At 64.2% G+C, this 23835-nt stretch carries 21 protein-coding genes and 1 pseudogene; 12 read left to right on the top strand and 10 right to left on the bottom strand.

Features of this window, described 5'->3' with window-relative positions; all coding sequences use genetic code 11:
• Positions 1 to 37 precede the first annotated feature (37 nt).
• Entirely contained in the window at positions 38 to 691 is a 654-nt protein-coding gene (locus FHS31_RS14345) for a TetR family transcriptional regulator (protein ID WP_167074733.1), read from the top strand.
• Between the two features lie 458 nt (positions 692 to 1149).
• Here the strand turns inward: FHS31_RS14345 and FHS31_RS16745 are convergent, their stop codons facing one another.
• From FHS31_RS16745 to FHS31_RS14315, 5 genes are read right to left on the bottom strand one after another with little or no spacing between them, the layout of a single operon-like run.
• Entirely contained in the window at positions 1150 to 3174 is a 2025-nt protein-coding gene (locus FHS31_RS16745; RefSeq protein WP_167074731.1) for a 3-hydroxyacyl-CoA dehydrogenase NAD-binding domain-containing protein, read from the bottom strand.
• Positions 3171 to 4715: a phenylacetic acid degradation bifunctional protein PaaZ gene (gene paaZ, locus FHS31_RS14330; protein ID WP_167074729.1), complete on the bottom strand. Its 1545-nt coding sequence runs from the start codon at positions 4713 to 4715 to the stop codon at positions 3171 to 3173. Before paaZ ends, FHS31_RS16745 begins: the two co-directional genes overlap by 4 nt.
• Position 4716: 1 nt before the next feature.
• Positions 4717 to 5511, bottom strand: coding sequence for an enoyl-CoA hydratase-related protein (locus FHS31_RS14325; protein WP_167074727.1), 795 nt, complete (start codon positions 5509 to 5511; stop codon positions 4717 to 4719).
• 3 nt (positions 5512 to 5514) lie between these two features.
• Positions 5515 to 5988 (bottom strand): 4-hydroxylaminobenzoate lyase, encoded by a 474-nt coding sequence (locus FHS31_RS14320; RefSeq protein ID WP_167074725.1) that lies wholly within the window; start codon positions 5986 to 5988, stop codon positions 5515 to 5517.
• Between the two features lie 3 nt (positions 5989 to 5991).
• Positions 5992 to 6456 carry a flavodoxin domain-containing protein gene (locus tag FHS31_RS14315; RefSeq protein WP_279587910.1) on the bottom strand — a complete coding sequence of 155 codons (465 nt, stop codon included), beginning with the start codon at positions 6454 to 6456 and terminating at the stop codon, positions 5992 to 5994.
• A 74-nt stretch (positions 6457 to 6530) separates the two neighbouring features.
• On the opposite strand from FHS31_RS14315, the gene FHS31_RS14310 reads away from it, so the two are divergent.
• The 9 genes from FHS31_RS14310 (at position 6531) to FHS31_RS14270 (ending at position 16833) form a co-directional block, all read left to right on the top strand.
• Positions 6531 to 7397 (top strand): shikimate kinase, encoded by an 867-nt coding sequence (locus FHS31_RS14310; RefSeq protein WP_167074721.1) that lies wholly within the window; start codon positions 6531 to 6533, stop codon positions 7395 to 7397.
• Between the two features lie 65 nt (positions 7398 to 7462).
• On the top strand, positions 7463 to 9154 hold the full coding sequence (gene boxC / locus FHS31_RS14305; protein WP_208408741.1) for a 2,3-epoxybenzoyl-CoA dihydrolase: 1692 nt from the start codon (positions 7463 to 7465) through the stop codon (positions 9152 to 9154).
• 22 nt (positions 9155 to 9176) lie between these two features.
• Positions 9177 to 10574 carry a benzoyl-CoA 2,3-epoxidase subunit BoxB gene (boxB, locus tag FHS31_RS14300; RefSeq protein ID WP_167074717.1) on the top strand — a complete coding sequence of 466 codons (1398 nt, stop codon included), beginning with the start codon at positions 9177 to 9179 and terminating at the stop codon, positions 10572 to 10574.
• A gap of 91 nt (positions 10575 to 10665) precedes the next feature.
• On the top strand, positions 10666 to 12231 hold the full coding sequence (locus FHS31_RS14295) for a benzoate-CoA ligase family protein (protein ID WP_167074715.1): 1566 nt from the start codon (positions 10666 to 10668) through the stop codon (positions 12229 to 12231).
• Entirely contained in the window at positions 12228 to 13001 is a 774-nt protein-coding gene (locus FHS31_RS14290; protein WP_167074713.1) for an alpha/beta fold hydrolase, read from the top strand. The genes FHS31_RS14295 and FHS31_RS14290 overlap by 4 nt, the downstream gene beginning before the upstream one ends.
• Complete coding sequence (pcaF, locus tag FHS31_RS14285) at positions 12994 to 14196, top strand: 3-oxoadipyl-CoA thiolase (RefSeq protein WP_208408745.1); 1203 nt, start codon at positions 12994 to 12996, stop codon at positions 14194 to 14196. Before FHS31_RS14290 ends, pcaF begins: the two co-directional genes overlap by 8 nt.
• Entirely contained in the window at positions 14196 to 15185 is a 990-nt protein-coding gene (locus FHS31_RS14280) for an aldo/keto reductase (RefSeq protein WP_167074711.1), read from the top strand. Before pcaF ends, FHS31_RS14280 begins: the two co-directional genes overlap by 1 nt.
• The gene (locus FHS31_RS14275; protein WP_167074710.1) at positions 15185 to 15610 is read left to right on the top strand and encodes an acyl-CoA thioesterase; all 426 of its coding nucleotides are present in this window, start codon (positions 15185 to 15187) and stop codon (positions 15608 to 15610) included. The genes FHS31_RS14280 and FHS31_RS14275 overlap by 1 nt, the downstream gene beginning before the upstream one ends.
• Complete coding sequence (locus FHS31_RS14270) at positions 15607 to 16833, top strand: FAD-dependent oxidoreductase (protein ID WP_167074709.1); 1227 nt, start codon at positions 15607 to 15609, stop codon at positions 16831 to 16833. The genes FHS31_RS14275 and FHS31_RS14270 overlap by 4 nt, the downstream gene beginning before the upstream one ends.
• Before the next feature lie 398 nt (positions 16834 to 17231).
• On the opposite strand, the pseudogene FHS31_RS16520 reads toward FHS31_RS14270, so the two are convergent.
• The 5 genes and pseudogenes from FHS31_RS16520 to FHS31_RS14245 form a co-directional block, all read right to left on the bottom strand.
• Positions 17232 to 17403, bottom strand: a pseudogene (locus FHS31_RS16520) (IS630 family transposase); the annotation flags it as partial.
• Between the two features lie 135 nt (positions 17404 to 17538).
• Positions 17539 to 17865 (bottom strand): Rieske (2Fe-2S) protein, encoded by a 327-nt coding sequence (locus tag FHS31_RS14260; protein ID WP_167074707.1) that lies wholly within the window; start codon positions 17863 to 17865, stop codon positions 17539 to 17541.
• A gap of 13 nt (positions 17866 to 17878) precedes the next feature.
• Positions 17879 to 18844, bottom strand: coding sequence for an aldo/keto reductase (locus FHS31_RS14255; protein ID WP_208408740.1), 966 nt, complete (start codon positions 18842 to 18844; stop codon positions 17879 to 17881).
• A gap of 151 nt (positions 18845 to 18995) precedes the next feature.
• Complete coding sequence (locus tag FHS31_RS14250; RefSeq protein ID WP_167074704.1) at positions 18996 to 20468, bottom strand: MFS transporter; 1473 nt, start codon at positions 20466 to 20468, stop codon at positions 18996 to 18998.
• Between the two features lie 110 nt (positions 20469 to 20578).
• The gene (locus tag FHS31_RS14245) at positions 20579 to 21406 is read right to left on the bottom strand and encodes an alpha/beta fold hydrolase (RefSeq protein WP_167074702.1); all 828 of its coding nucleotides are present in this window, start codon (positions 21404 to 21406) and stop codon (positions 20579 to 20581) included.
• A gap of 188 nt (positions 21407 to 21594) precedes the next feature.
• Between FHS31_RS14245 and FHS31_RS14240 the strand changes: the two genes are divergently transcribed.
• Together FHS31_RS14240 and FHS31_RS14235 are read left to right on the top strand one after the other, a co-directional pair.
• Positions 21595 to 22332 carry a dienelactone hydrolase family protein gene (locus FHS31_RS14240; protein ID WP_167074699.1) on the top strand — a complete coding sequence of 246 codons (738 nt, stop codon included), beginning with the start codon at positions 21595 to 21597 and terminating at the stop codon, positions 22330 to 22332.
• A gap of 172 nt (positions 22333 to 22504) precedes the next feature.
• Positions 22505 to 23686, top strand: coding sequence for an MFS transporter (locus FHS31_RS14235; RefSeq protein ID WP_167074697.1), 1182 nt, complete (start codon positions 22505 to 22507; stop codon positions 23684 to 23686).
• The last annotated feature ends 149 nt before the right edge of the window (positions 23687 to 23835 follow it).

The following is a 23835-nucleotide window of genomic DNA, read 5'->3' as shown; positions in this document are numbered from 1 at the left end:
AGGCCGTTATCCGCGGGGCGAGGAGACCAAGCAGCGGGTGATCGACGCCGCCGTCGACATCTTCGGGCGGCAGGGTTTTGAAGGCACGTCGACTCGCGACATCGCCGCCGCCGCCGCGGTAAATACCCCGGCCATCCAATATTATTTCGGCAACAAGATGGGCCTGTACAGCGCCTGCCTCGATCAACTGACGGGCAAGGTCTGGCGCAGGATCGGGCCTGCCGTGCAGGCGTGTCAGTCAGGACTTCAGGCGGGCGCCACGCTGGAAGAGATCATCTTCCTTCTCAACGACGTGCAGAGCTGCCTGATCGATGCCTTCTTCTCCGATGACGAAGGCGCTGCGATTCGGCGGCTGCTGGCGTGGGAAGACGTCGAACATGACGAAATGGCGTCAGTCGATTTCATGAAAGCGCGGATCGGCCTACCGATCTTCCAGACATTCTACATGGCGGTCGAGCGCGTTGCCGCAACCCCCATGAAGCCCATCGAAATGGAAATGCATGCGCTGTCCCTGATGGGGATCTCGATGATCTTCCACTTCAACCAAAGTCGCGTGATGGACATGCTGAGCTGGTCGACATTGGATGATGGGCTGCTGTTGTCGCTCAAGGCGGTTGCGCAGAAACAGCTCGCATACGCCATCGTCGGCCTGTCGCGGCCCGACGAAGAGATCGATTCCCACAAGCATTAGGCCGCAGCGGCTCCGCTGCAAGGATCAGCAGCCGCCGTTCGGCCTCGGCAGCGGTGATCAGCTCGCCGGCCTCCACTAGCAGGGGTTGGATGCGCTCGAACGACCAGGCGGCGGCTGCGGCGGGGGTGCGCGGCCACGGCAGGCCTCCTGTTTTCGGTTGCCATCCTGCGCATCATCCTCGACGATTTCGCGCTGTCCTCGGCCAGCTATCGCGTCAGGGATGGTTCCCGCCTCAAGGGACTGGCTCACGAGAAGCGGAACTACGCCCTGCGGGCGGGCGAGCAGCGCACCCGATTATCTGGGGTCAATCCCGCCGCACGCCCGCGCCGTGAAATGGCGCTGAGTATCGCGTGCGATATCCACCCAATCAATAATCTGCGCGTTCCCTCGCCTGACCGCGATCGACGATCGGGCCGCCGAGTTGCCAGCCTTTCGGGAGGCATCCCCAAAACTGTAAGTTAGGGCTTTTCGTCCGCCAGTTCGCGCAATGCGTCCGTCGGATAGTCCCCCATACTTTCTAGCGCGTCCGCGATGGTTCTAAAGCCGATGGTCTTGCCGTAATGCATCGGGCCGCCGGTCCAGGCGGGCCAGCCATATCCCGTGGTCCACACCACATCGATATCCGACAGGCGCTGCGCGATCCCTTCGCGCAGGATCAGCGCGCCTTCCGCGACCATCGGCCAGAGCAGCCGCTGGACGATGGCGTCCGCCGTCACCTCGCGCTGGGTGGCGCCCTTCTCGGCCGCGAAGCGCTCGACGATCTCGATCGCCTGCGGCGAGGGGCTGGGGCGGCGCTTCTCGTCATAATCGTAGAAGCCGGCGCCAGTCTTCTGGCCCCGGCGGCCTGCCTCGCACAGCCGTTCGCGGATGGTCGCCCCGGTCGAGGTTTCGGCCGACCAGCCGAGATCGAGCCCGGCGAGGTCGCCGATCCGAAACGGCCCCATCGGGAAACCGAACGCCTCGATCGCCGCATCGATCGCATAAGGCGAAACACCCTCCGCCAGCATCGCCTCCGCCTCGCGGCGGCGGACGGCGAGCAGGCGATTGCCGATGAAGCCGTAAGCGTTGCCCGAGACCACGGGCGTCTTGCGGATGCGCTTGGCGAGCGCGAGGCCCGTTGCCAGCACATCGTCCGCGGTCGCGCGCCCGCGCACGATCTCCAGCAGCTTCATGATGTTGGCCGGGGAGAAGAAGTGCAGGCCGATCACGTCGGCGGGCCGGCCGCTCGCCGCCGCGATCGCATCGACATCGAGATAGGAGGTGTTGGTGGCGAGGATCGCGTTCGGCTTGGCGACCTTGCCGAGCGCAGAGAAGATCGCGGTCTTCACCTCCATCGTCTCGAACGCCGCCTCGATGACCAGATCGACCGATCCGAGATCGTCGATGATGAGCGTCCGGCTGAGCAGCGCCTGCGCCGTATCGGCGGCGGCCTGCGTCATGCGCCCGCTCTTGGCATTGTCGGCCAGCGTCTTGGCGATTGTGGCCGCGCCGCGTTCGAGCGCCTCGGGATTGGCTTCCATTAGCGTTACCGGCAGGCCGGCGATCAGGAAGTTGATGGCGATGCCGGTGCCCATCGTGCCGGCGCCGATCACGCCGACCGTGGCGATCGGGCGCGCGTCCACGCCATCGAGGCCGGGAACCTTGGCGGCTTCGCGCTCGGCGAAGAAGAGATGGCGGAGCGCCAAGGTTTGCGGGCCTTCGCGCAGCTTCAGGAAAACCTCACGCTCGCGCTTCGCGCCTTCCTCGAACGGCAGCTCCACAGCCGCGCGTACCGCCTCGACGATCGCGGGCGGGGCATCGAGCCCGCGGAACTTGCGCGCGTTGGCGGCGGGAAAATCCTCGAATAAGGTCGGCGATGTGAGCGCGGCGTTGCGATCCCGGCGACGTGGGACCGGCTTGTCCGCGATCGATCGCGCGAAGGCGATCGCATCGGCGACGAGATCCTCCCCGGCGATCCGATCGATCAGCCCCAGCGACAGCGCCTTGTCCGCGCCGATGCTGTTGCCGAACGCGATCATCGGCAGCGCTTCATCAGCCCCGATCAGGCGCGGCAGATGCTGGGTGCCGCGCGCACCCGGCATCAGGCCGAGCTTGACCTCGGGCAGGCCGAACTGCGCTTTCGGGGCGGCGATGCGATAATGGCAGGCCATCGCGACTTCGAGGCCGCCGCCGAGCGCGCTGCCGTGGATCGCGGCGACGACCGGTTTGGCGCTCGCCTCGATCGCATCGACCACCTGGGTCAGGAACGGTTCGGTCGCAGGCTTGCCGAACTCACGCAGATCGGCACCCGCGATGAAGGTCCGGCCCGCGCAGGCGATCACCAGAGCATCGACGCTCTCATCGGCCGAAATCGCCGCGATGGCGTCGAACAGCGCGATGCGCACGGCCTGCGACAGGGCGTTGACCGGCGGGTTGTCGATCGTGAGAAGGGCAACCCTGTCGCGGACTTCCCAGCGTGATACGGTGGAGGCGGGCGTGTTCACAGCGCGGCGACCGCATCGAGCGTCGCGGGCGCGCCCTGGATGGCGGTGCGCTGCATGTAATGGCCCATACCGATCAGCCCGCCGAGCTCCTCGCCGCCGCCCGCGCGGCCGGGACCACCATGGACCATGTGCGGCATGGCGGCGCCATGACCCGTCGAATCGGCGGCGCTGTCGCGATCGACGATCAACATCCGCCCATGGCTCGATGCCGCCTCGATCAGGAAGGTGCCGATCGCCGCCGCATCATGGCTGAACAGCGAGCATACCAGCGACCCTTCGCCCTTGCGCGCGATTTCGGCAGCCTCGGCGATGTCGCCATAAGGCATGATCGTCGAGACCGGCCCGAATGCCTCGACCCGATGGACGATTTCGGCGGTCAGCGGCGTGTCGCAGCGGAGCAAAGTGGGCGCGAGGAAGGCGCCCTTTTCGCCATCGGCATCAAGCAATGCGGGGACGTCGCCGCCGCAGACGAGAGTCGCCTCCTCGCGCAGCGTCGCTATCCGGGCGCGGACATCGTCGCGCTGCGCCTGGCCGGCGAGCGCGCCCATGCGGACGCCCTCGGCCCGTGGGTTGCCCACGGTCGTCTTGGCGAGTCGTGCGACGATCGCCGCCTGAACGGCATCGATCTGCGCGGCGGGGACAATGGCGCGACGGATGGCGGTGCATTTCTGCCCCGCCTTCTGCGTCATCTCACGCACCACTTCCTTGACGAACAGATCGAATTCGGGGCTGTCGGGCGTCGCGTCGGGGCCGAGCACCGAGGCGTTGAGGCTGTCCTGCTCGGCGGTGAAGCGCACCGCTTTGGCGATGACGTTGGGATTGGCCTTGAGCTTGGCGGCGGTGTCGGCCGATCCGGTGAAGGCGACGACGTCCTGCCCGTCGAGCCGATCGATCAGGTCACCCGCGCTGCCGAGCAGCAGCTGCAGCGCTCCAGCGGGGACGACATTCGCCTCGATCAGAATGCGGAAGGCGGCGGCGGTAAGATAGGCGCCGACGGTGGCCGGTTTGACGATCGCCGGCATGCCCGCGAGCAACGTCGGCGCCAGCTTTTCCAGCATGCCCCACACCGGGAAGTTGTAAGCGTTGATATGGACGGCGGCGCCGCGCAGCGGGGTGAGGATGTGCTGGCCGGCGAAATTGCCCTTGGACAGCGCTTCGCGATCGCCCTCGGCAAGCACATGCGTATCGGGGAGGCTCTTCGCCTTGGAGGCGTAGACGAACAAAGTCCCGATGCCGCCGTCGATATCGAACGCGCTATCGCCGCGCGTCGCGCCGGTTTCATAGGAGAGTTCGTACAGCTCTTCCTTCCGCGCGGTGAGCGCATCGGCCATCGCGCGCAGCATCTTGCCGCGCTGCTGGAAGGTCATCGCGCGCAGGTTGGCCGAACCAACCCTGCGGGCATGCGCGAGCATCGCGGCCGGATCGGCTGCGGCAGGCATTTCGGCAACGACATGACCGTCGACCGCCGACGCCAGTGCCGTTCCGCCGCCCGCCTGCAGCCACTTGTCCTCGGCATATGATGCCAAAGCGATCACGCTCATGTCAGCTCCTCTCGCTGAATTTCGGGGTTCGTTTTGCCGTAAAGGCGGTGACCGCCTCACGATAGTCGGTTGCTGCACCAAGTGCTGCCTGGCTGATCTGCTCGGTGGTGAGCGCGGCGGCCAAGTCAGAAGGCGGCGCGGTGCGCAACGCCTGCTTGATCGCGTGGATCGCTTGTTGTGGCCCTTTGGCAAAGCCGGTCGCCAGTTCGGTGGCCGCGCTGCCGAGGTTGTCATCGTTGACGATGCGATCGCACAAGCCGATGGCGAGCGCGCGATCGGCATCGATCGCCTCGCCGGTCAATGCCAGCGCCAACGCGCGGCCCCGCCCGACGCGGCGCGGCAGCAGCCAGCTCGTGCCCGCGTCCGGGCCGAGCGCGACGCGGACGAAGCCGAACTGGAACCGCGCCGATTGGGCCGCGACGACGATGTCGCAGGCGATGGCGAGCGCCGCGCCCGCGCCCGAGGCAATGCCGTTGACGGCGGCGATTACCGGATAGGGCAGCGCTACCAGGCGGCGGATCAGCGGATTGTAATTTTCGGACAGGGAGGCGCCGAGGTCCGGCGTTTCGCCGCGCGCAAAGGCCGCGTCGCGCTCGCCGAGATCCTGCCCGGCGCAGAACGCCCGGCCTGCGCCGGTCAGCACAAGTGCGCGCACCGAGCTATCGGCCTCGACCGCCGACAGTGCTTCGCGCAGGTCCGCGTGCAGCTCGGCATCGAAAGCGTTGAGGCGATCCGGACGGTTGAGCCGGATGGTGGCGACGCCCTCGGCGATCGCAAGCTCGACCTTGCCGACCACCGTTCAGGCCCGGGTGAACTCGATCGCGCCCTGCGGAAGCAGATAGAGGATCAGTGCCTTACCCCCGCGCACGGTCGGATGATGGGCGGAGCCGGGTCCGTAGACCTTCCAGCCGCGCGGGGTGCCGTCGAACGCGGCGTCGGCGTCGATCGGCATCACCATGTCGATCTCGCCATTGGGATGGGCGTGGTGGGGGCCTTCGATATCGGTCATCTCGACGACATCGACCGAAAAGCCATGCGTTTCCGGCGCCGGCTTGACCGGCCGGCCGAATTTGATGCCGCCATGCTCGCGTGCGCAGAGCCAGCCGTCGTGCGTGCCCTGATGGCATAGGGCTTCCAGCTCGGTGAAGACCGGCCCGTCGGCGGGAAACTCTGCATTCAAGGTCGCGGTGAGCGCCGGCTCGACCGGTTGCCCATCGATCTTGCCCGTGATTGTCGCAATCAGATCGACGAAACGCGAAGGAACTTCAGCCATAGATCAGGCCGCGATCCGCAGAGCACCGGCCCAGCCTGCGGCCCACTCGCCCGCTTCGTCTTCGGCAAGCGTACCCGCCGATGCGTCGTGGCGCTCCAGCGGAGCGATGCGCGTCGCGCCCTTGTCGGCGAACAAGGCGTCCCACTTCTCGCCTGCGTGGCAGAAGGTATCCATGTAAGTCCGGTCGCCGAGCGCGAACACGGTGAAGCTCTTGCCCGCAAGACTGTCGACCGCGGACAGCGCCTCATAAAAAGCCTGGCCGTTGTCGGGGATATCGCCGTGGCCGTAGGTCGAGGAGATGATCACGATCGTATCGAAATCATCGATCGCATCGGCGCCGAGCCCGTCCATCAACAAGGTCTCGGTGGCGATGCCGGCGTTGCCGAGCGCGGTCTCCACCTCTTCGGCGCAGATCGACGCGAGCCCGGTCATGGTCGCCACGAAAATTCCAGTGCGTCCGCTCGACATGCTTCTTACTCTCCGGCACTATCTACCATCATTCAATATGCACTATATAGCATTCTGGCAAGAGGTTTTCAAATTTGGCCGAAATCCAGTCGGTAGCCGAGGAAGGTAGCACGGATGTCGGCGTGCGGCTGCGCGCGGCACGGGCCAAGGTGGGCATGACGCGGCGCCAATTGGCCACCGCATCGGGCATGTCCGAACGCTATCTCGCGCACATCGAGGCGGGCACCGGCAACCCGACGGTGGCGGTGTTGGAGGCGCTGGCGGGCGCGCTCGATATGGCGCCGGCCGAACTGCTGCCGCTGGGCGGAGAGCGCAGCGAAGCGCGTGCGGCGGCGGCGGCGACGCTGCGCCGCCTGCCCGAATCGCGGCTCGGGCCTTTGCTCGATCAGATGGCGCAGCTCGGTGGGGCCAACAGCTCCAAGGGGCGGCGAATCGTGCTGCTCGGAATGCGCGGGGCAGGCAAATCTTCGCTCGGCAAGGCGCTCGCTCTAAGGCTGCGGGTGCCCTTCCTCGAAATGTCGAAAGAGGTGGAGATCGCCTACGGCGGCGAGATGCGGCTGCTGATCGAGCTCGGCGGCCAGAGCGCGCTGCGGCGCTATGAACATGAGGCTTGGGAGACGCTGATCGCCGAGCACGAATCGGCGGTGATCGCCACGCCGGGCGGCATCGCCGCCGATCCCGTGCTGTTCGACCGCCTCCTCGCCACCGCCCACAGCATCTGGCTCGAGGCTTCGCCGGACGATCATATGCAGCGCGTGATGGCGCAGGGCGACTTCCGGCCAATGGCGAGCAACCGCGGCGCGATGGAAGATCTCAAAGCGATCCTGCAAGCGCGGGCGAGCGAATATGCGCGTGCGGAAGCGCAACTCGATACGTCGGCGCAGGATTTTGAGGGCACGGTCGATCGCCTCGAGCAAATGGCGAGGCGCCTGATCGCCTAACATGCAATATAGTGCTTGCGGAATGGGATGATGCGCTATAATGCATGATCCGAGAGGAGTTTCGCATGGCCACCCAGCTTGCCCCGGCGCCCGCGCCGGCCACCGACCGCACGATCTTCACCTATGACCGCTCTCCCGAGACCTGGCGCCACTGGCGCCTCAGCATCGATGGGCGAATCGCGACGATCGCGATGGCGGTCGATGCCGACGGCGGCCTGGTCGATGGCTACAAGCTCAAGCTGAACAGCTATGATCTCGGTGTCGATATGGAGCTGCACGATATCGTCCAGCGTCTGCGCTTCGAGCATCCGGAGGTCGGCTGCGTTGTCCTCACCTCGGCGAACGACCGCATCTTCTGCTCGGGCGCGAACATCTACATGCTCGGCAAATCGACCCACGCCTGGAAGGTGAACTTCTGCAAGTTCACCAACGAGACGCGCAACGGCTTCGAGGATTCGAGCGAGAACGGCGGCTTCAAATTCCTCGCCGCGGTCAACGGCACCTGTGCGGGCGGTGGCTATGAGGTTGCGCTCGCCTGCGACGAAATCCTGTTGATCGACGATCGCTCCTCGGCGGTGTCGCTGCCCGAGGTGCCCTTGCTCGCGGTGCTGCCCGGCACGGGCGGCCTCACCCGCGTCGTCGACAAGCGCAAAGTCCGCCGCGATCTCGCCGATGTCTTCTGTACCTCAGAAGAGGGGGTTCGCGGCCGCCGTGCCAAGCAGTGGAACCTGGTCGACGATATCGCCGCGCCCGGCCGCTGGGCCGAGGCGGTGAAGGCGCGCGCCGAAGCGCTCGCCGCGCAGTCCAAGCGCCCGACGGCCGGCGAGGGCGTCACGCTCACGCCCGTCGCGCGCACCATCGATGAGGCAGGCTTCCATTATCCGCTCGTCGATGTGACGTTCGATCGCGCCCGCGGCTTCGCGACGATCAAGCTGACCGGGCCGTCCGACGAAGCGCCGACCGATGGCGAGGCGATGCGCGCTCAGGGCGTCGATTTCTGGCCGCTCAAGCTTGCCCGGGAGCTCGACGACGCGATCCTGATGCTGCGCACCAACGAGCCTGAGCTCGGCCTGTGGGTGCTGGAGACGGTGGGCGATGCCGAAAAGCTGCTCGCCTATGACGCGGCGCTTGCCGGCGCCGCCGATCACTGGTTCGTCAACGAGACGATCGGCATGCTCCGCCGCACGCTCTCGCGGCTCGATGTCTCGTCGCGCTCGATGTATGCGCTGGTCAAGCCGGGCTCGGCCTTTGCCGGCCTGTTCGCCGAATTGCTGTTCGCCGCCGATCGCGGCTACATGCTTGAAGTGCTGTCGAACCCGGAGACGGGTCCGGCACTGATGCTGTCGGAAGCCAATTTCGGTCTCTATCCGATGTGCAACGGCCTCAGCCGCCTGCAGAGCCGCTACCTCGGCAATCCGTCGCAGCTCGAAGAGGTGCGCGGTCTGATCGGTTCTCCGATCCCGACCGGCGAGGCCTATGACCTCGGCCTCGTCACCTTCGCGCCCGACGATATCGACTGGGATGAGGAGGTGCGGCTCGCGATCGACGAGCGCGCGGGTCTCTCGCCCGACGCGCTGACCGGCATGGAGGCGAGCCTGCGTTTTGCGGGGCAGGAAACGACCTGGTCCAAGGTCTTCGGCCGTCTCTCGGCCTGGCAGAACTGGATCTTCATCCGTCCCAATGCGGTCGGCGAGGGCGGTGCCCTTAAGCTGTTCGGCACCGGCCGCCGCGCCGAATTCGACGCCAAGCGCGTCTGACATCCTTTTTCGGAGAATCCCGATGGCGATCGACTATCAATCCCGCATTCCCAACAATGTCGATCTTTCGACCGACCGCGGCCTCCAGCGCGCGCTGGAGCATTGGCAGCCCGCCTTCCTCGATTGGTGGAAAGAGCTCGGCCCCGATCATTATCAGGGTCATGAAGTCTATCTGCGCACCGCCACCTCGGTCGATGCCAAGGGCTGGGCGAGCTTCGGTCACGTCAAGATGCCCGATTATCGCTGGGGTATCTTCCTTGCCGACAAGCAGCAGGATCGCACGATCGGCTTCGGCGATTTCAAGGGCAAGCCGGTGTGGCAGCAGGTGCCGTCCGAATATCGCTCGATCCTGCGCCGCCTGATCGTCACGCAGGGCGATACCGAGCCTGCCTCGGTCGAGCAGCAGCGCCTGCTCGCGCTGACCGCGCCGTCACTGTACGACATGCGCAACCTGTTTCAGGTGAACGTCGAAGAAGGCCGCCACCTGTGGGCGATGGTCTATCTGCTCCACGCTTACTTCGGCCGCGATGGCCGTGAGGAAGCCGAGGACATGCTCTATCGTCACTCGGGCGATATCGACAATCCGCGTATCCTCGGCACGTTCAACGAGCCGATCGATGATTGGCTGTCGTTCTTCATGTTCACCTATTTCACCGATCGTGACGGCAAGTATCAGCTCAAGAGCCTCGCCGAGAGCGGCTTCGATCCGCTGGCGCGGACCTGCAAGTTCATGCTGACCGAAGAAGCGCACCATATGTTCGTGGGCGAGACCGGCATCAGCCGTATCGTCAAGCGCACGATCGAGGAGATGCAGAAGCTCGGCACCGATGACCCGGTGACGCTGCGCAAGGCGGGCGTGATCGATCTGCCGCTGCTCCAGCGGTACATCAACTTCTGGTATTCGTCGGCGCTCGATCTGTTCGGCGCGGAAATCTCCTCGAACGCTGCCAATTACTTCGCCAATGGATTGAAGGGACGCCCGGACGAGGAGAGCTTCGCCGATCACGACGCCAGCACGACGATCGAGATGCTCGATACGCCGAACGGTGCCGAGGAAGTGCCGACGCGCAACGCGATGAACTATATCACGCGCTCGGCCTATGTCCGCGATTGCCAGGTCGGCTTCACGCGCTGGAACCGATCGATCGCCAAGGCTGGCTTCAGCTTCGAGCTGAGCTTGCCCTCCGAGCGGTTCAACCGCCGCGTCGGCCTCTGGTCGGGCTTCGATTTCGGCACCGACGGCAAGCCCGCGTCGCGCGACGCGATTGTGGCTTCGCTGCCGAACGATGCCGATCGTGGCTACGTCAAGTCGCTGATGGTGGCTGTTACCGAGATCGGCAAGTGCGCCAACTGGATCGCGCCGCCCGAGCGCGGCATCAACAACAACAGCTTCGATTACGAATATATCCGCGCAGCCTGATCGCAAGAGGCTGATACCGGGGGCGCCGTAAAGGCGTCCCCGCCTCAAGACGGGAGACGCCGGCCAACGGCGCAGTCTTCGGGAGAACAGAATGGACAGCAGTCTCGCGCGGACGATCGAGGATCTGCCCGAGCGCTTCAATGCGGCGAGCGATCTGCTCGATCCCAATCTGGCTGCCGGCCGTGGCGCGAAGACGGCGGTAATCGATGGCGCGGGCGAAACCAGTTACGATGCGCTGGCCGATCGGGTGGCGCGGATGGCGGGCGTCTTCGCGTCGCTCGGGGTACGGCGCGAGCAGCGCGTGCTGCTGTGCCTGGTTGATACCGTCGATTTCCCGACCGTCTTTCTCGGCGCGATCCGGGCCGGCGTCGTGCCGGTGCCGCTCAATACGCTGATGACGCCCGATGATTATCGCTGGATGCTGGCGAACAGCGATGCCGCCGCCGTCTTTGTCTCGAGTGAACTTGCGCACCATTGGGCGGAGATCGCGGCCGATTTCCCGCATGTCCGCTTCGTTTCGAGCGGCGGCGGCCCGTGGCTGTCGCTTGCGGCACTGATCGACGAGAGCGACACCGCCGAAATCCCACCCGCGCCGACCCACCGCGACGATGTCGCCTTCTGGCTCTATACCTCGGGCTCGACCGGGCGGCCCAAGGGCGCGATGCACACCCACGCCTCGATGCGGCTGACCGCCAACCTGTTCGGGATCGGCGTGATGGGCATCGGGGAGGGTGATGTCGTGCTTTCCGTGGCGAAGCAATTCTTCGCTTACGGCCTCGGCAACGCCTTGACGTTCCCATTCGCGGCCGGGGCGACCGTCGTGTTGCACGAGGGTCGGGCAACGGGAGAGGCGATCACCACTCTCATCTGCCGCCACAAAGTCACCGTGCTCGGGGGCGTGCCCACCTTCTTCGCCGGCTGGTTCGCGACCGGCACCGCCCCGACCAAAGGCGCCGCACCGGCGCTGCGCATTGCGACCTCGGCGGGCGAATGCCTGCCGGCGCATCTCGGCGAGGCCTTCCGTGCGCGCTATGGCGGCGACATTATCGACGGGCTCGGCTCAACCGAGATGCTCCACATCTTCCTGTCGCAGCGGCCGGGCGCAGTGAAATATGGCTGCACCGGCAAGCCCGTCCCCGGATATGAGACGCGCATCGTCGATGATGCCGGGCATCCGGTCGGCCCCGGCGAACTGGGCGAGCTTCAGGTGCGCGGACCCACTGCTGCGATCGGCTACTGGCGCAACCAGCCCAAATCGCGCGCTACGTTCCAAGGCGAATGGATGCGTACCGGCGACAAATATTCCTGCGATGCCGATGGCTGGTACACCTATGGCGGGCGCGGCGACGACATGCTCAAGGTTGGCGGCATCTACGTCTCGCCGATCGAGGTGGAAGAGGCGCTGGTCTGTCATGCTGCCGTGCTGGAGGCCGCCGTGGTCGGCGCGCCCGATGCCGACGGGCTGATCAAACCGCGCGCTTATGTCGTCGTCCGTCCGGGCGAGACCGCCGATGAGACGCTAGAGGCGGCGCTCAAGGCGCACGTCAAGGCGCTGCTCGCGCCCTATAAATATCCCCGCTGGATCGAGTTCCGCGAAGAGCTTCCCAAGACGGCGACCGGCAAGATCCAGCGCTTCCGGCTAAGGCAGACGGCATGACGGTCGCACTTGCCGCGGAACGGATCACGATCGGCGGCGTCGGGCTCGAGGTTCGGCGCTGGCCTGGCGTAGGAACGCCGATCCTGCTGCTTCACGAGGGGCTCGGCTCGGTCTCGATGTGGCGCGACTTTCCGGGCCGGCTGGCGGCGGCGACCGGTCGGCCCGTGATCGCCTGGTCGCGGCAGGGCTATGGCGCGTCCGATCCGCTGCCCGATCCCCGCGAACCCGCCTACATGCACGATGAGGCGCGATGGGTGCCGCTGGTTATGGATGCGCTGGATATCCCGCGCGCGGTCCTGCTCGGCCACAGCGATGGCGGCTCGATCGCGCTGCTCGCCGCCGCCTGGTTTCCCGAGCGGGTCGCTGCGCTGATTCTCGAAGCACCGCATGTCTTCGTCGAACGGCTGACGGTCGACAGCATCGCCAAGGTCAAGCAGGTCTATCTCACGACGGATTTGGGGACCAAGCTCGGTCGCCATCATCGCGACGCCCAAGAGGTGTTCTGGCGCTGGAACGACATCTGGCTCGATCCGCGCTTCGAGGCCTGGAACATCGAGGAATGGCTTCCCTCGATTGAGGCGCCCGCCCTGCTGATCCAGGGCCTTGACGATGAATATGGCACGCTGGAGCAGCTCGATCGCATCGAGGCGGTCCTGCCGCGTACCACCCGTGTCGAACTTGCCAACTGCGGACACTCTCCGCATCGAGACCAGTTTGATGCCGTGCTCGCGGCGTGCCTGGATTTTCTGAAGGATGATGACCTTGGTTGACGCTTTCCTCTGCGATGCCGTGCGGACCCCGATCGGCCGTTACGGCGGCGCGCTCGCTTCGGTACGCGCCGATGATCTCGCAGCGGTGCCGATCGCCGCGCTCAAGGCGCGCAATTCCGGGCTCGACTGGAGCGCGGTGGATGATGTCATCCTCGGATGCGCCAACCAGGCGGGTGAGGATAATCGCAACGTCGCCAGGATGGCGGCGCTGCTTGCCGGTCTGCCCGAGAGCGTCGGCGGCTCGACGGTCAATCGTTTGTGCGGATCGGGTCTTGATGCAGTCGGCACGGCGGCGCGCGCGATCCGTGCGGGCGACGCGGGCCTGATGATTGCGGGCGGCGTCGAGAGCATGAGCCGCGCGCCCTTCGTCATGCCCAAGGCGGACGCGGCCTTTTCGCGCGCCAATGCGGTCTATGACACGACGATCGGCTGGCGCTTCGTCAATCCCGCGATGCGCGCGGCCTATGGTGTCGATTCGATGCCAGAGACCGCCGAGAATGTCGCCGACGACTTCGGCATAGCACGCGCCGATCAGGATGCGTTCGCGCTGCGCAGCCAGCAACGTGCCGCGGCGGCGCAGGCCAATGGCCGGCTGGCGGCGGAGATCGTGCCCGTCACCATCCCGAAGAAGAAGAGCGACGCGGTGATCGTCGATCGCGACGAGCATCCGCGCGAGACGACGCTGGAGGCGCTCGCCAAGCTCAAGCCTGTGGTCCGCGCCGACGGCACCGTCACCGCCGGCAATGCCAGCGGCGTCAACGATGGTGCGGCGGCGATGCTGATCGCATCCGAGGCCGCCGCTGCGCACCATGGCCTGACGCCGCGCGCGCGGATCGTCGGCATGGCAACTGCGGGCGTCGCGCCCCGGATCATGGGCATCGGGCCCGCCCCTGCGGTGCGCAAGCTGCTCGCACTCACCGGCGTTGGGCTCGATCAGGTCGGGGTGATCGAGCTCAACGAGGCCTTCGCCGCACAGGGACTAGCAGTGCTGCGCGATCTCGGCATCGCCGACGACGATGCCCGCGTGAACCCCAATGGCGGGGCAATCGCGCTCGGCCACCCGCTCGGCATGTCGGGCGCGCGGCTCGCGCTGACCGTGGCCGAGGAATTGCAGCGCCGCGGCGAACGCTATGGTATCGCGACGATGTGCATCGGCGTCGGCCAGGGCATCGCGATGCTGCTGGAGCGGGTGTGATGCGGCATCGCCTGCTCGGCGGCAGCGGCTTGCGCGTGTCGGAACTGTGCCTGGGCACGCTGACCTTCGGCGAGCGCAAGGATTGGGGTGCGGATGCGGAGGCATCGCGGGCGATCCTGACGCGCTTTGCCGATGCGGGCGGCACTTTCATCGATACCGCGCCCAATTATGCCGATAGTGCCGCGGAAGAGATCGTCGGCGCGTTCGTGGCGGGCCGGCGCGACGATTTCGTTCTCGCCACCAAGTTCACCGCATCGGTCAATCGCCACCCGCTGGCCGGCGGCAACAGCCGCAAGGCGATGCTGCGCTCGGTCGAGGCGAGCCTGAAGCGGTTGGGCACCGATCATATCGATCTGCTCTGGCTCCATTTCTGGGACGGGACGACGCCGATCGAGGAGATTGCGCGCGGGTTCGATGATCTCGTCCGCAGCGGCAAGGTACTTTACACCGGCTTTTCCGATACGCCGGCCTGGCTGGCCAGCCGCGCCGCGACGATGGCGGAGCTGCGCGGCTGGGTGAAACCGGCGGCGATCCAATTCGAATATAATCTCGCCGCGCGCACGCCCGAGCGCGAGCTGGTGCCGATGGCGGAGGCGATGGACCTCGGTCGCGTCTGCTGGGGACCGCTCGCGGCTGGCGCGCTGGCCGGTGGTGAGCGCACCCGCCTTGCCAAGATGCCGCCGAAGCTTGCCGAAACCTCGGCCGCTTTGTCCGCAATCGCCGCCGAAACCGGCCTCACGCCGATCGTCCTCGCGCTGGGCTGGCTGATCGCGCGCGGTTGCATCCCGCTGATCGGGGCACGGCAACCGGAGCAGCTTGACGCCGCGCTCTCGCTGGCGCCGATCGATGCGGCGATCCTCGCGCGGCTGGATGCGATCGCGCCGATGGACCCGGGCTTCCCGCACGCGCTGATCAACTCCTCCTATCTGCGCCGCTTCGCCCTTGGCGATCCCGAGCGCCTTCTTCCTCCCGCCAGAGCCCGCTGCTGATGTTCGCCCATGTCCACAGCCATGTAATCGAATGGGGCGAGTGCGATCCGGCCGGGATCGTGTTCTTCCCGCGCTTCCTCGAAATGTTCGACGTTGCCACCGCCTTTATGTTCGAGGCGGCGACGGGCATGTCGCGGGCGAAGCTGGTCAGCCATTACGGCATCTTGGGATGGCCGATCGTCAGCTGCCAGGTCGATTTCCGCGCGACGGCGCGCTTCGACGATCGGGTGACGATCCACAGCGAAATCCGGCGTCTCGGGCGCACCAGCATCGAGATCGCGCAGGTGATCCGCCGCGACGATATCGTCTGCGTGGAAACCACCGGCACGCGGATCTGGGCCAAATATGGCGAGGAGGGCGCCGTCGTGCCCGAGCCCTTGCCCGCCGAATTGCGGCACCAATTGAGCAAGGGGAATGAGGCGTGACGAAGAGCTACGATGTCCTGATCGTCGGCGGCGGCCATGGCGGCGCTCAGGCCGCGATGGCGCTGCGCCAGCAGAAATTCGAAGGGACGATCGGCATGATCGGCGACGAGTCCGAACTGCCCTACGATCGCCCGCCGCTCTCCAAGGAATATCTCAGCGGCGACAAGCCATGGGAACGTATCGTCTTCCGCACCGCCGAGGCATGGGCGGAGCGCAGGATCGACATGATGCTCGGGCAGACGGTCACGGCCGTCGATCCCGAGGCGCACAAGGTCACGACGGCCGCCGGCGCCGAAATCGGCTATGGCGCGCTTATCTGGGCGACGGGCGGAAGCCCGCGCCGGCTGACCTGCGACGGCCATGATTTCGTCGGTGTCCATACGGTGCGCAACCGCGCCGATGTCGATCGGATGATGAGCGAGCTGCCCGCGGTCGAGCGCGTCGTCGTCATCGGCGGTGGCTATATCGGGCTCGAAGCGGCAGCGGTGCTGAGCAAGTTCGGCAAGCATGTCACCTTGCTGGAGGCTTTGGATCGCGTGTTGGCGCGGGTGGCGGGCGAGCCGTTGTCGCGCTTCTACGAAGCGGAGCATCGCGCGCACGGCGTCGATATCCGCCTCGAAGCACGGGTCGAATGTGTGTTGGGCGAAGCCGATCGCGTGACCGGCGTGCGGCTGGCCGATGGCGAGATTCTGCCGGCACAGATGGTGATCGTCGGCATCGGCATCATCCCCGCGGTCGCACCTTTGCTGGCCGCCGGCGCCGAGGGTGGCAACGGCGTGCGCGTCGATGGCCAGTGCCGCACCTCGCTGCCGGATATCTATGCGATCGGCGATTGCGCCGAACACCGCAACGCGCACGCCCAAAATGCCTGGATACGGCTGGAGTCGGTCCAGAATGCCAATGATCAGGCGTCGGTCGTCGCTGCGGCGATCCAGGGCGGGGCGGGCGAATATGCCGCGGTGCCGTGGTTCTGGTCGAACCAATATGATCTTAAGCTGCAAACCGTCGGCTTGTCGCTCGGCTTTGACGATTTGGTGGTGCGCGGCGACCCGGCGACGCGGGCGTTTTCGATCGTCTATTTGCGAGACGGGACTGTCATCGCGCTCGATTGCGTCAACGCGGTGCGCGATTTCACGCATGGCAAACTTCTGGTCGCGAACGGCAGCCAGCCGGATCGTGCAGCCATCGCCGATAAAGAGATTCCTCTAAAACAGCTTATGTAAAAATGGCGCTCCGCAGCGATAGTGGGAAGCGGCTTTGCTTATGCAAGTGACTGGTAGCACCTATTTCAGCGGCCTGACGCCTCGATTTCTGGTCACGCCCCAGCCGCCCAATATCCCTCATGCATCGATGGTGTTCGACCTGCATGGGACGATCGGGCTTACCGCGGATCTGCTCAACGGAGGAGGCGTGCGACCGAGACGGTCCGGTTCGCCAATCTCGTGAGCTTCACCTGCATGAAGGCGTTCGCGTTCGACCAGCTGACGAGTTCAAGGATGCTGTGGGATGGAAGCACGCCGAGGCCGTGGGCGAAGCGTTCGGCCGTCTGCATGCTAGGTTCGTGGTTCCTGACCCCGCGCAATCCTATCGCCGCGATGGTGCGGTGGCTGTCGCGCGCCTGGACGGCCCAGTCGGATGGCAACTCGGCCTCGACGGCGTTCTGGAAATGGATGATCTCCCGGCGCTGATACCGCTGCATGTTGCGTCCGATCACCGAGCCGTCGAGCACGTTAGCGCCGCGAACAGCATGTTGTGCCGTTGCGCCTGTCGTCGTGCGTCATGGTCCGAGCCCTATCGAAAGCCGTGACGGCGATGTTGATACCCCTGCGCATGCCGCAGCGTCGCACGGCATGACCCAAAGGGGAATCCGATCCGGACTTTTCCGTTCCTATCAATCCACTAGATCATTCATCTAATTCTATAGGCAATCAGGCGGCACGAGGGCCAACGCAAATCACTCCACCGTCGATCTTAACCCCGTAGACTTCCACCGGATCTTCGGCCGGAATGTCGGCTGGTTCACCCGTTTTCAGGCTAAAACAGCTATCATGCAATGGGCATTGCACTTCCAAACGATCGATGATCAGATCGCCGTTCGAAAGATAGGTATGGAAGTGTGAGCAGATATTGTTGATGGCATAGATTTCGCCATCGATTTTAGCGATCAACACACGTTCATCGCCGAGTTCGAGACCCTGCATGGTACCTTCGAGCAGTTCAGACTCGGGAATTGTAGGCGTAAATTCAGTCAGCATCGGTTTTCATCCTTCACTTTATTGCGCCGCGTGGAGGCAAGCCGGGCCATGTGGGTTTGGGTGGCCGGCCAATCTGGTCAATCGCTTCAAGCAGCTCCGGCGAAAAATTCAGGTCGGATGCCGAGACATTCGCTTCAAGCTCATCGATCGTTTCCGGCCCAATGATGGCAGAGGCGACGGCGGGACGGGACATCAGCCACCCCAACGCCATCACCGCATGCGGAATGCCATGCGCTTTGGACAATGCATCAAGCTGTTCCGCCAGCCCGAGATCACGTTCGGAAAACCCCTGCCCTCCCCAACGGCGGCTGCCGACGAACTCGCGGTCTAGCACCGACGGGCCGGCAAACAGGCCGCCTGCCAGCGGGCCGAAAACGGTCAGCGACAGGCCATGACGCAGGCACAAGGGCACCAGATCCGCTTCCACGGCGCGAGAGGCGATATTGTACCCTACCTGGACGCAAACGGGGGCGCTGGCTCCCAGCTTTTCGGCGATCGCCAAAGCTTCCATCACCTCCCATGCGGGATAGGTCGACAAGGCGCAGTATCGTATCTTCCCCTGCCGGATCAGATCGTCGAAGGCGCGCATCGTTTCGTCAAACGGCGTGTCGGGATCGGGATGATGCGCGTAATAGACATCGAGGTGGTCCGTGTTCAGCCGTTTCAGGCTTCGCTCGATCTGGGCCATGATGTGGCGGCGCGACAGGCCTCGCTCGTTCACGTCGGTTCCGACCGGCTCCATCACTTTGGACGTAAGGACGATGTTCGACCGCCTGCCCCGGATCGCCCGTCCGACAATCTCTTCGGCAGAAGCGCGCTGGTCGGCTGGCGGCGCTCCCGGACGATCGAACCTTGCCTGATCGCCATAGGTATTGGCCGTATCGACCACATTGATGCCGAGATCGAGAGCGCGCCCGATCAGACGATCGGCATCGGCCTCCAGTGGCGCGATCCCTAACGTCGCGGTTCCCAGCGACATCCTGGAGACATATGTTCCGGTTCTTCCGAGTGGGGCGTATTTCACGATCGGTCTCCTGGAAGACGGTTCCTGGCTAAAGACTTCATGATGGGCGTTTCCGCCCGCCTGCTGCCCGACCTGTCACGGCAGGCCCAATGTGAGGCGCCGCCCGTCATGCCGCACCTCTGGGCATCTTCTGGCCGCTGATGTCCGCCCCGGCATCTGCCGAGAGTTGAGCGTAAATCGGGATAGCCAGGATCGCCATGATGCCGATCACCGAAAATGAGACCCCGAAGTCTAGCCTATCGAGCGGGCCGTCATGAAAATAATGGCTTATTTCCAGCGCTAGGCCCGCCAACGTGATGCCCAGGCTCACGGTCAACTGCTGCATCATCGCCAACAGCGTTGCGGCGGAGCTGATCTTTTCATCGGGCATATCGGCATAGGCCATTACGTTGGCCGAACTGAATTGCGACGATCGGGCATAGCCGCTCAGGACGAGAACGCCCATCATCAGCCAGATCGGCGTCGTATTGTTGAAAAGGGCGGGCGCGGCACCGAACAAGCCGATGGCGAGCGAGGAAATGATCAGCATCTTGCGAAAGCCGAGCAGGCGGACAATCTGGGGTCCGAACGGTCGTGATCCCAGCGCCCCTACGGCGACAGCGGTGGTGATAATGCCCGTTTTCAGCGGCGGCCATCCCAGTCCGATCTGAAAGAACAACGCCAGCAAATAGGGCGATCCGCCGATGCCAAGGCGGATCAGGCTGCTGCCGACGATCGTGCTGCGATACGTCGGGTAGCGCAGCAACGAAAGATCGATCACCGGCTTGCGGCCGCCAAACTGGCGCCGCCGGGCGTGCGCGACATAGGCAAAGCCCGCCGGAACCGCGATCAGAGCGGCGACGATCTGCAAGCGGGGATCATGGCCAGCCCCTTCCACAACGGTCATCACGGCGCCGATAACGATGACGACGTACCCGAAACCGACCAAATCGAATAATCCGGGGTGCGGACGGGAAATACGAGGGACGACGCGGGCGATCGCGATGAGGGCAGCGATCCCGACCGGCAGATTGATGAAGAATATCCACGGCCACGTCGCAACGCTCACGATCATGCCGCCGAGCGACGGCCCCACGATCGGCCCGGTCAGCCCCGTCACACCCAGCCACATCATCGCCTGGATTAATTGATTGCGCGGGGTTGCGGCCACCACGATGATGCGTCCCACCGGCACCATCATCGCTCCGCCCAGCCCCTGAACGATGCGTCCGCCGATCAATTGAAGAAGCGAATGCGACAGCCCCGAGAAAAGCGAACCGAGCAGGAAGACGGCCATCGCCGCCATGAAGACGCGCCGCGCGCCAAAACGGTCGGCCGCCCATCCCGAGGCTGGTAGGAACAGGGCCTGGACCACCATATAGATCGTCAAAACCAAGCGCATGTCGATCGGACTGGCGTGGAAACTGCGCGCAAGGGTCGGAAGGACCGTCGACAAGGCCGTTGAATCGACCGATTGCATGAACAGCCCGACACCTACCGCGATAACGGCGATACGGGATGCCATTGGGACGGTATCTTTCGGCACCTCGATCGGAGCGGGGGATACCTCAATAGCATCGATCATGTCGGTATCACTCATGCGATAGCCGCAAGATAAAGCAGCGCACCGTCAGGGTTGCGGCCATGGTCGGTTATGGGCGTCATGCCACTCTCAAACCGTCCGCAACAGCATAGCGATCGGCATCGAGATCAAGCTTTAAGAAAGGAGATCACGACCCGATTGAACGCATCGGCATGTTCGAACTCAACAAAATGCCCGGTGCCGCCGCCCCACAGATGCACCTCGACCTTGGGAATCAAGGCCAACGCTCCCAGCGCGCCATCCATCGCAACCATCCGATCCTGGTGCCCCCACAACACCAAGGTCGGCATCGTCAACTTTGGCAGAAGGGCGCGAATATCGGCAAGTTCGGTGGGCTTGCGCGCCGCGGGCTTGAGCATCATCGCCTGTTGCGCGGAGGCGAAGCGCGCCTCGATCAAGGCATCGGTCAACAGCCCCTTGCCCGGCACGAACAGGCGCATCAGCTGCGTCATATTCTCGAAGGTTGGATCCTGTCGGAAGGTATCGAGCGCACGGATGCCGTCCATCGGTGACGGCGTCAGGAAATGCTTGCCCATGCCGGCCGGTGACTTCAGGACCAATTTCAGCACCCGATCGGGATGATCGTGGGCGATCCGGATCATTGGGGTCGCCCCCATCGACGGGCCGAACAGATGCGCCGCTTCCAGACCCAGGGAATCCATCAACGCAAGCACCGCGCGCGCATAATAGCGATCCCGGCTCTCATCCGCCTCTGCCTCGAGATTGTCGGACGTGCCATATCCGGGAAGATCGAGAAGCAAGACCCGATGATCAGCGCTCAAACCATCTAGCGCCCATTTTGTATTGTCCCAGGCATTGGCGCCCGATCCACCGCCATGAACGCAGATCAACGGCGTGCCTTCGCCGATATCATTATAATGGAGCCGCCCACCCAGCGCCTCGAGATGATGGCTGGTTTGCTCAAAGCTGATCATTTTTTGCATCCAATCCTTGCCAGATTCTTTAATCGGCATGGACATCATGGCAAGCGACGGCATCCATCACTTCTCATCAAATGACATTTGAGATCGGATGCATTGAGGTTGCCCGATCGAGGCTGGCTCGCTTCGCTGACGGCGCCATGGTAGCTTTCGATACACGGCAGCGACATCAGCAGCAGGGTATGCGCGAAGACATCTCGATCCGCACCGGATATGGCGATTGCCGCTCCTTCATATTCACGCCCGATGGATCGGGACCTTGGCCCGCCATCATCCTGTTCATGGACGGTGGCGGGATTCGGCCGATATTGTTCGCAATGGCCGAACGGCTTGCCGGATACGGATACGTCGTGCTGCTTCCCGACATGTTCTATCGCGCCGGCGTGTACCTGCCTTTCGACGTACCCCACCTGTTTGCGACGGGCACCGTTCGCGACGTCATCGGCCCTTATTCCGCGACGATCGACAATGCGCTGGCCGCTGAGGACACCGCCTTTTTCCTACAATATCTCGACACCCGCGAGGATGTTGCCGGGCCCAATATCGGCACCGTCGGCTATTGCGGAGGCGGCGCGTGGTCGCTGACCGCAGCAGGTCGCTATCCTTCCCGCGTCGTTGCCAGCGCAAGCTTCCACGGCACCAACCTGGCCACGGAGTCTCCGATGAGCCCCCATTGGTTGGCCCCATACATGAAGGGCGAAATTTACGTGGCTGGCGCCGCGGAGGACAAAGGCTATCCCCCAGAAATGGCCGCGCGTCTGGAGCAAGCGCTAAGCGCCGCCGGTATCGACCATCGCTGCGAAATTTATGAGGGCACGCGGCATGCATGGACCATGCCCGACGTACCCGCCTACGATCCCATCGCGGCAGAGCGGCATTGGCACGAACTGTCCCTCTTGATGAAACGGAAGCTGTCTTAGCAACGGCTATGACGGCATTTTATAGCCCGGTGCCGGATTATCGCTGGGTGAGAAATGGCCGGCGGCACGGAATTGCTTGCGTACAAAAGCAAAGGCAGATGAGGTGGCGATGTTCTGGCACGTTTGTCCGCTAGGCGTCGCGATCTGAGATGTGGCGGGACGGGGTACGCGCTTGCTGACGCGGCAATTCATTTTTTTGTGCCTCGCGATCTTCGTGACCTTTGCCAATCAGGCAATGCTGATCCCGACGATCCCACTGTACATCAATTCGCTCGGCGGCAGCGCGTCTCTGGCCGGCCTGGCACTGTTCACTTTTGCGGTTCCGAGCTTTCTGGTGCGCCCGCTGATGGGCAACGCCTGCGACAAATGGGGCGGAGCTTTTGTGCTGATCGCTGGTCTGGGCATACTGGCGATCGGGGGATTATTATATTTCATACCGTACATGGCCGCCGTCTTTGCCGCCTCGATCTTACGTGGAACGGCCTGGGGAGCGACCAGCACCGGGGGGCTGGCATTGCTGGTGACCACATCGCCGCAGGGCCGTAGAGGTGAGGCTTCAGGATATTACAACAGCGCCATGACCAGCGCATCCATCCTGTTTCCGGCCGTCGCGCTATGGATGATCCATGGCCACGGGGGATATCGGTGGGTGTTTCTGCTATCGATCGTGTTCGGTGTCTTGGCGATCCCGATGACCTTGGCCATTCGCGCGCCGCGTGAGCCGACTGCGGCAATGCGATCGGAGGACGGTGGCCCGCCTCAGCCAGCGATAAATCGCGGCATTATACTGGCCATGTTGCTGAACCTGGGCGCCAGCATCCCGCAGCCCGCGATCGTGTCCTTCCTGCCTTTATACGCCAAGCACCTTCAGATCGGCGATGTCGGCCTATTCTATGTTATTTCAGGAATTTTGACCGTGGTGTTGCGGCCGTTGCTGGGCAAGCGTTCAGATTCGCTTGGCCGCGGACCGTATATCGCTCTCGGATTTGTAATCCAGGCTATTGGATTTACCGTGGTGTTTTTCGGAACGACCAAGATCATGGTCCTGACCGGCGCGGTTATCGCTTCGTTCGGGCCGGCTTTGGTGGGCGCCGCAAGCATGGCTTTGGCGATGGATTTCGCACCAGTCCACGGTCAGGGGCGATCGATGGCGACCTATTCGATGACCTACCAGCTTGGCGGAGGTTTGGGCTCGATGCTGGCGGGTGGACTTGCCGACATGTTCGGTTTGCCCAGCATGTATATCGGCGCCTTGGTCGTGACCCTGTTCGGCGCCGCGCTACTGGCTGCAACGTGGCGCGAGATCGCGCGACCTCAGCTTGATTTTCGCCGTTCCCTGCCATCTTCGGCATGATCGGCAGGTGCCGGAAGGGTCGGAGAGATGACCTTGGGCAATGACAGGAATTCGCGCCTGCGACCACATTGGACATCCGCGCGCATTATCGCTCCGTGAGAAATGATCCACCGTGGATTCTTGCGCCGCCTCCCAAAACGCAAGATATC

It is taken from the genome of Sphingomonas vulcanisoli (assembly GCF_011761305.1).
GTDB classification, from domain to species: Bacteria; Pseudomonadota; Alphaproteobacteria; order Sphingomonadales; family Sphingomonadaceae; genus Sphingomonas_I; species Sphingomonas_I vulcanisoli.
Note: the sequence above shows the minus strand (reverse complement) of the source record. Positions and strands in the feature narration are given on the sequence as shown.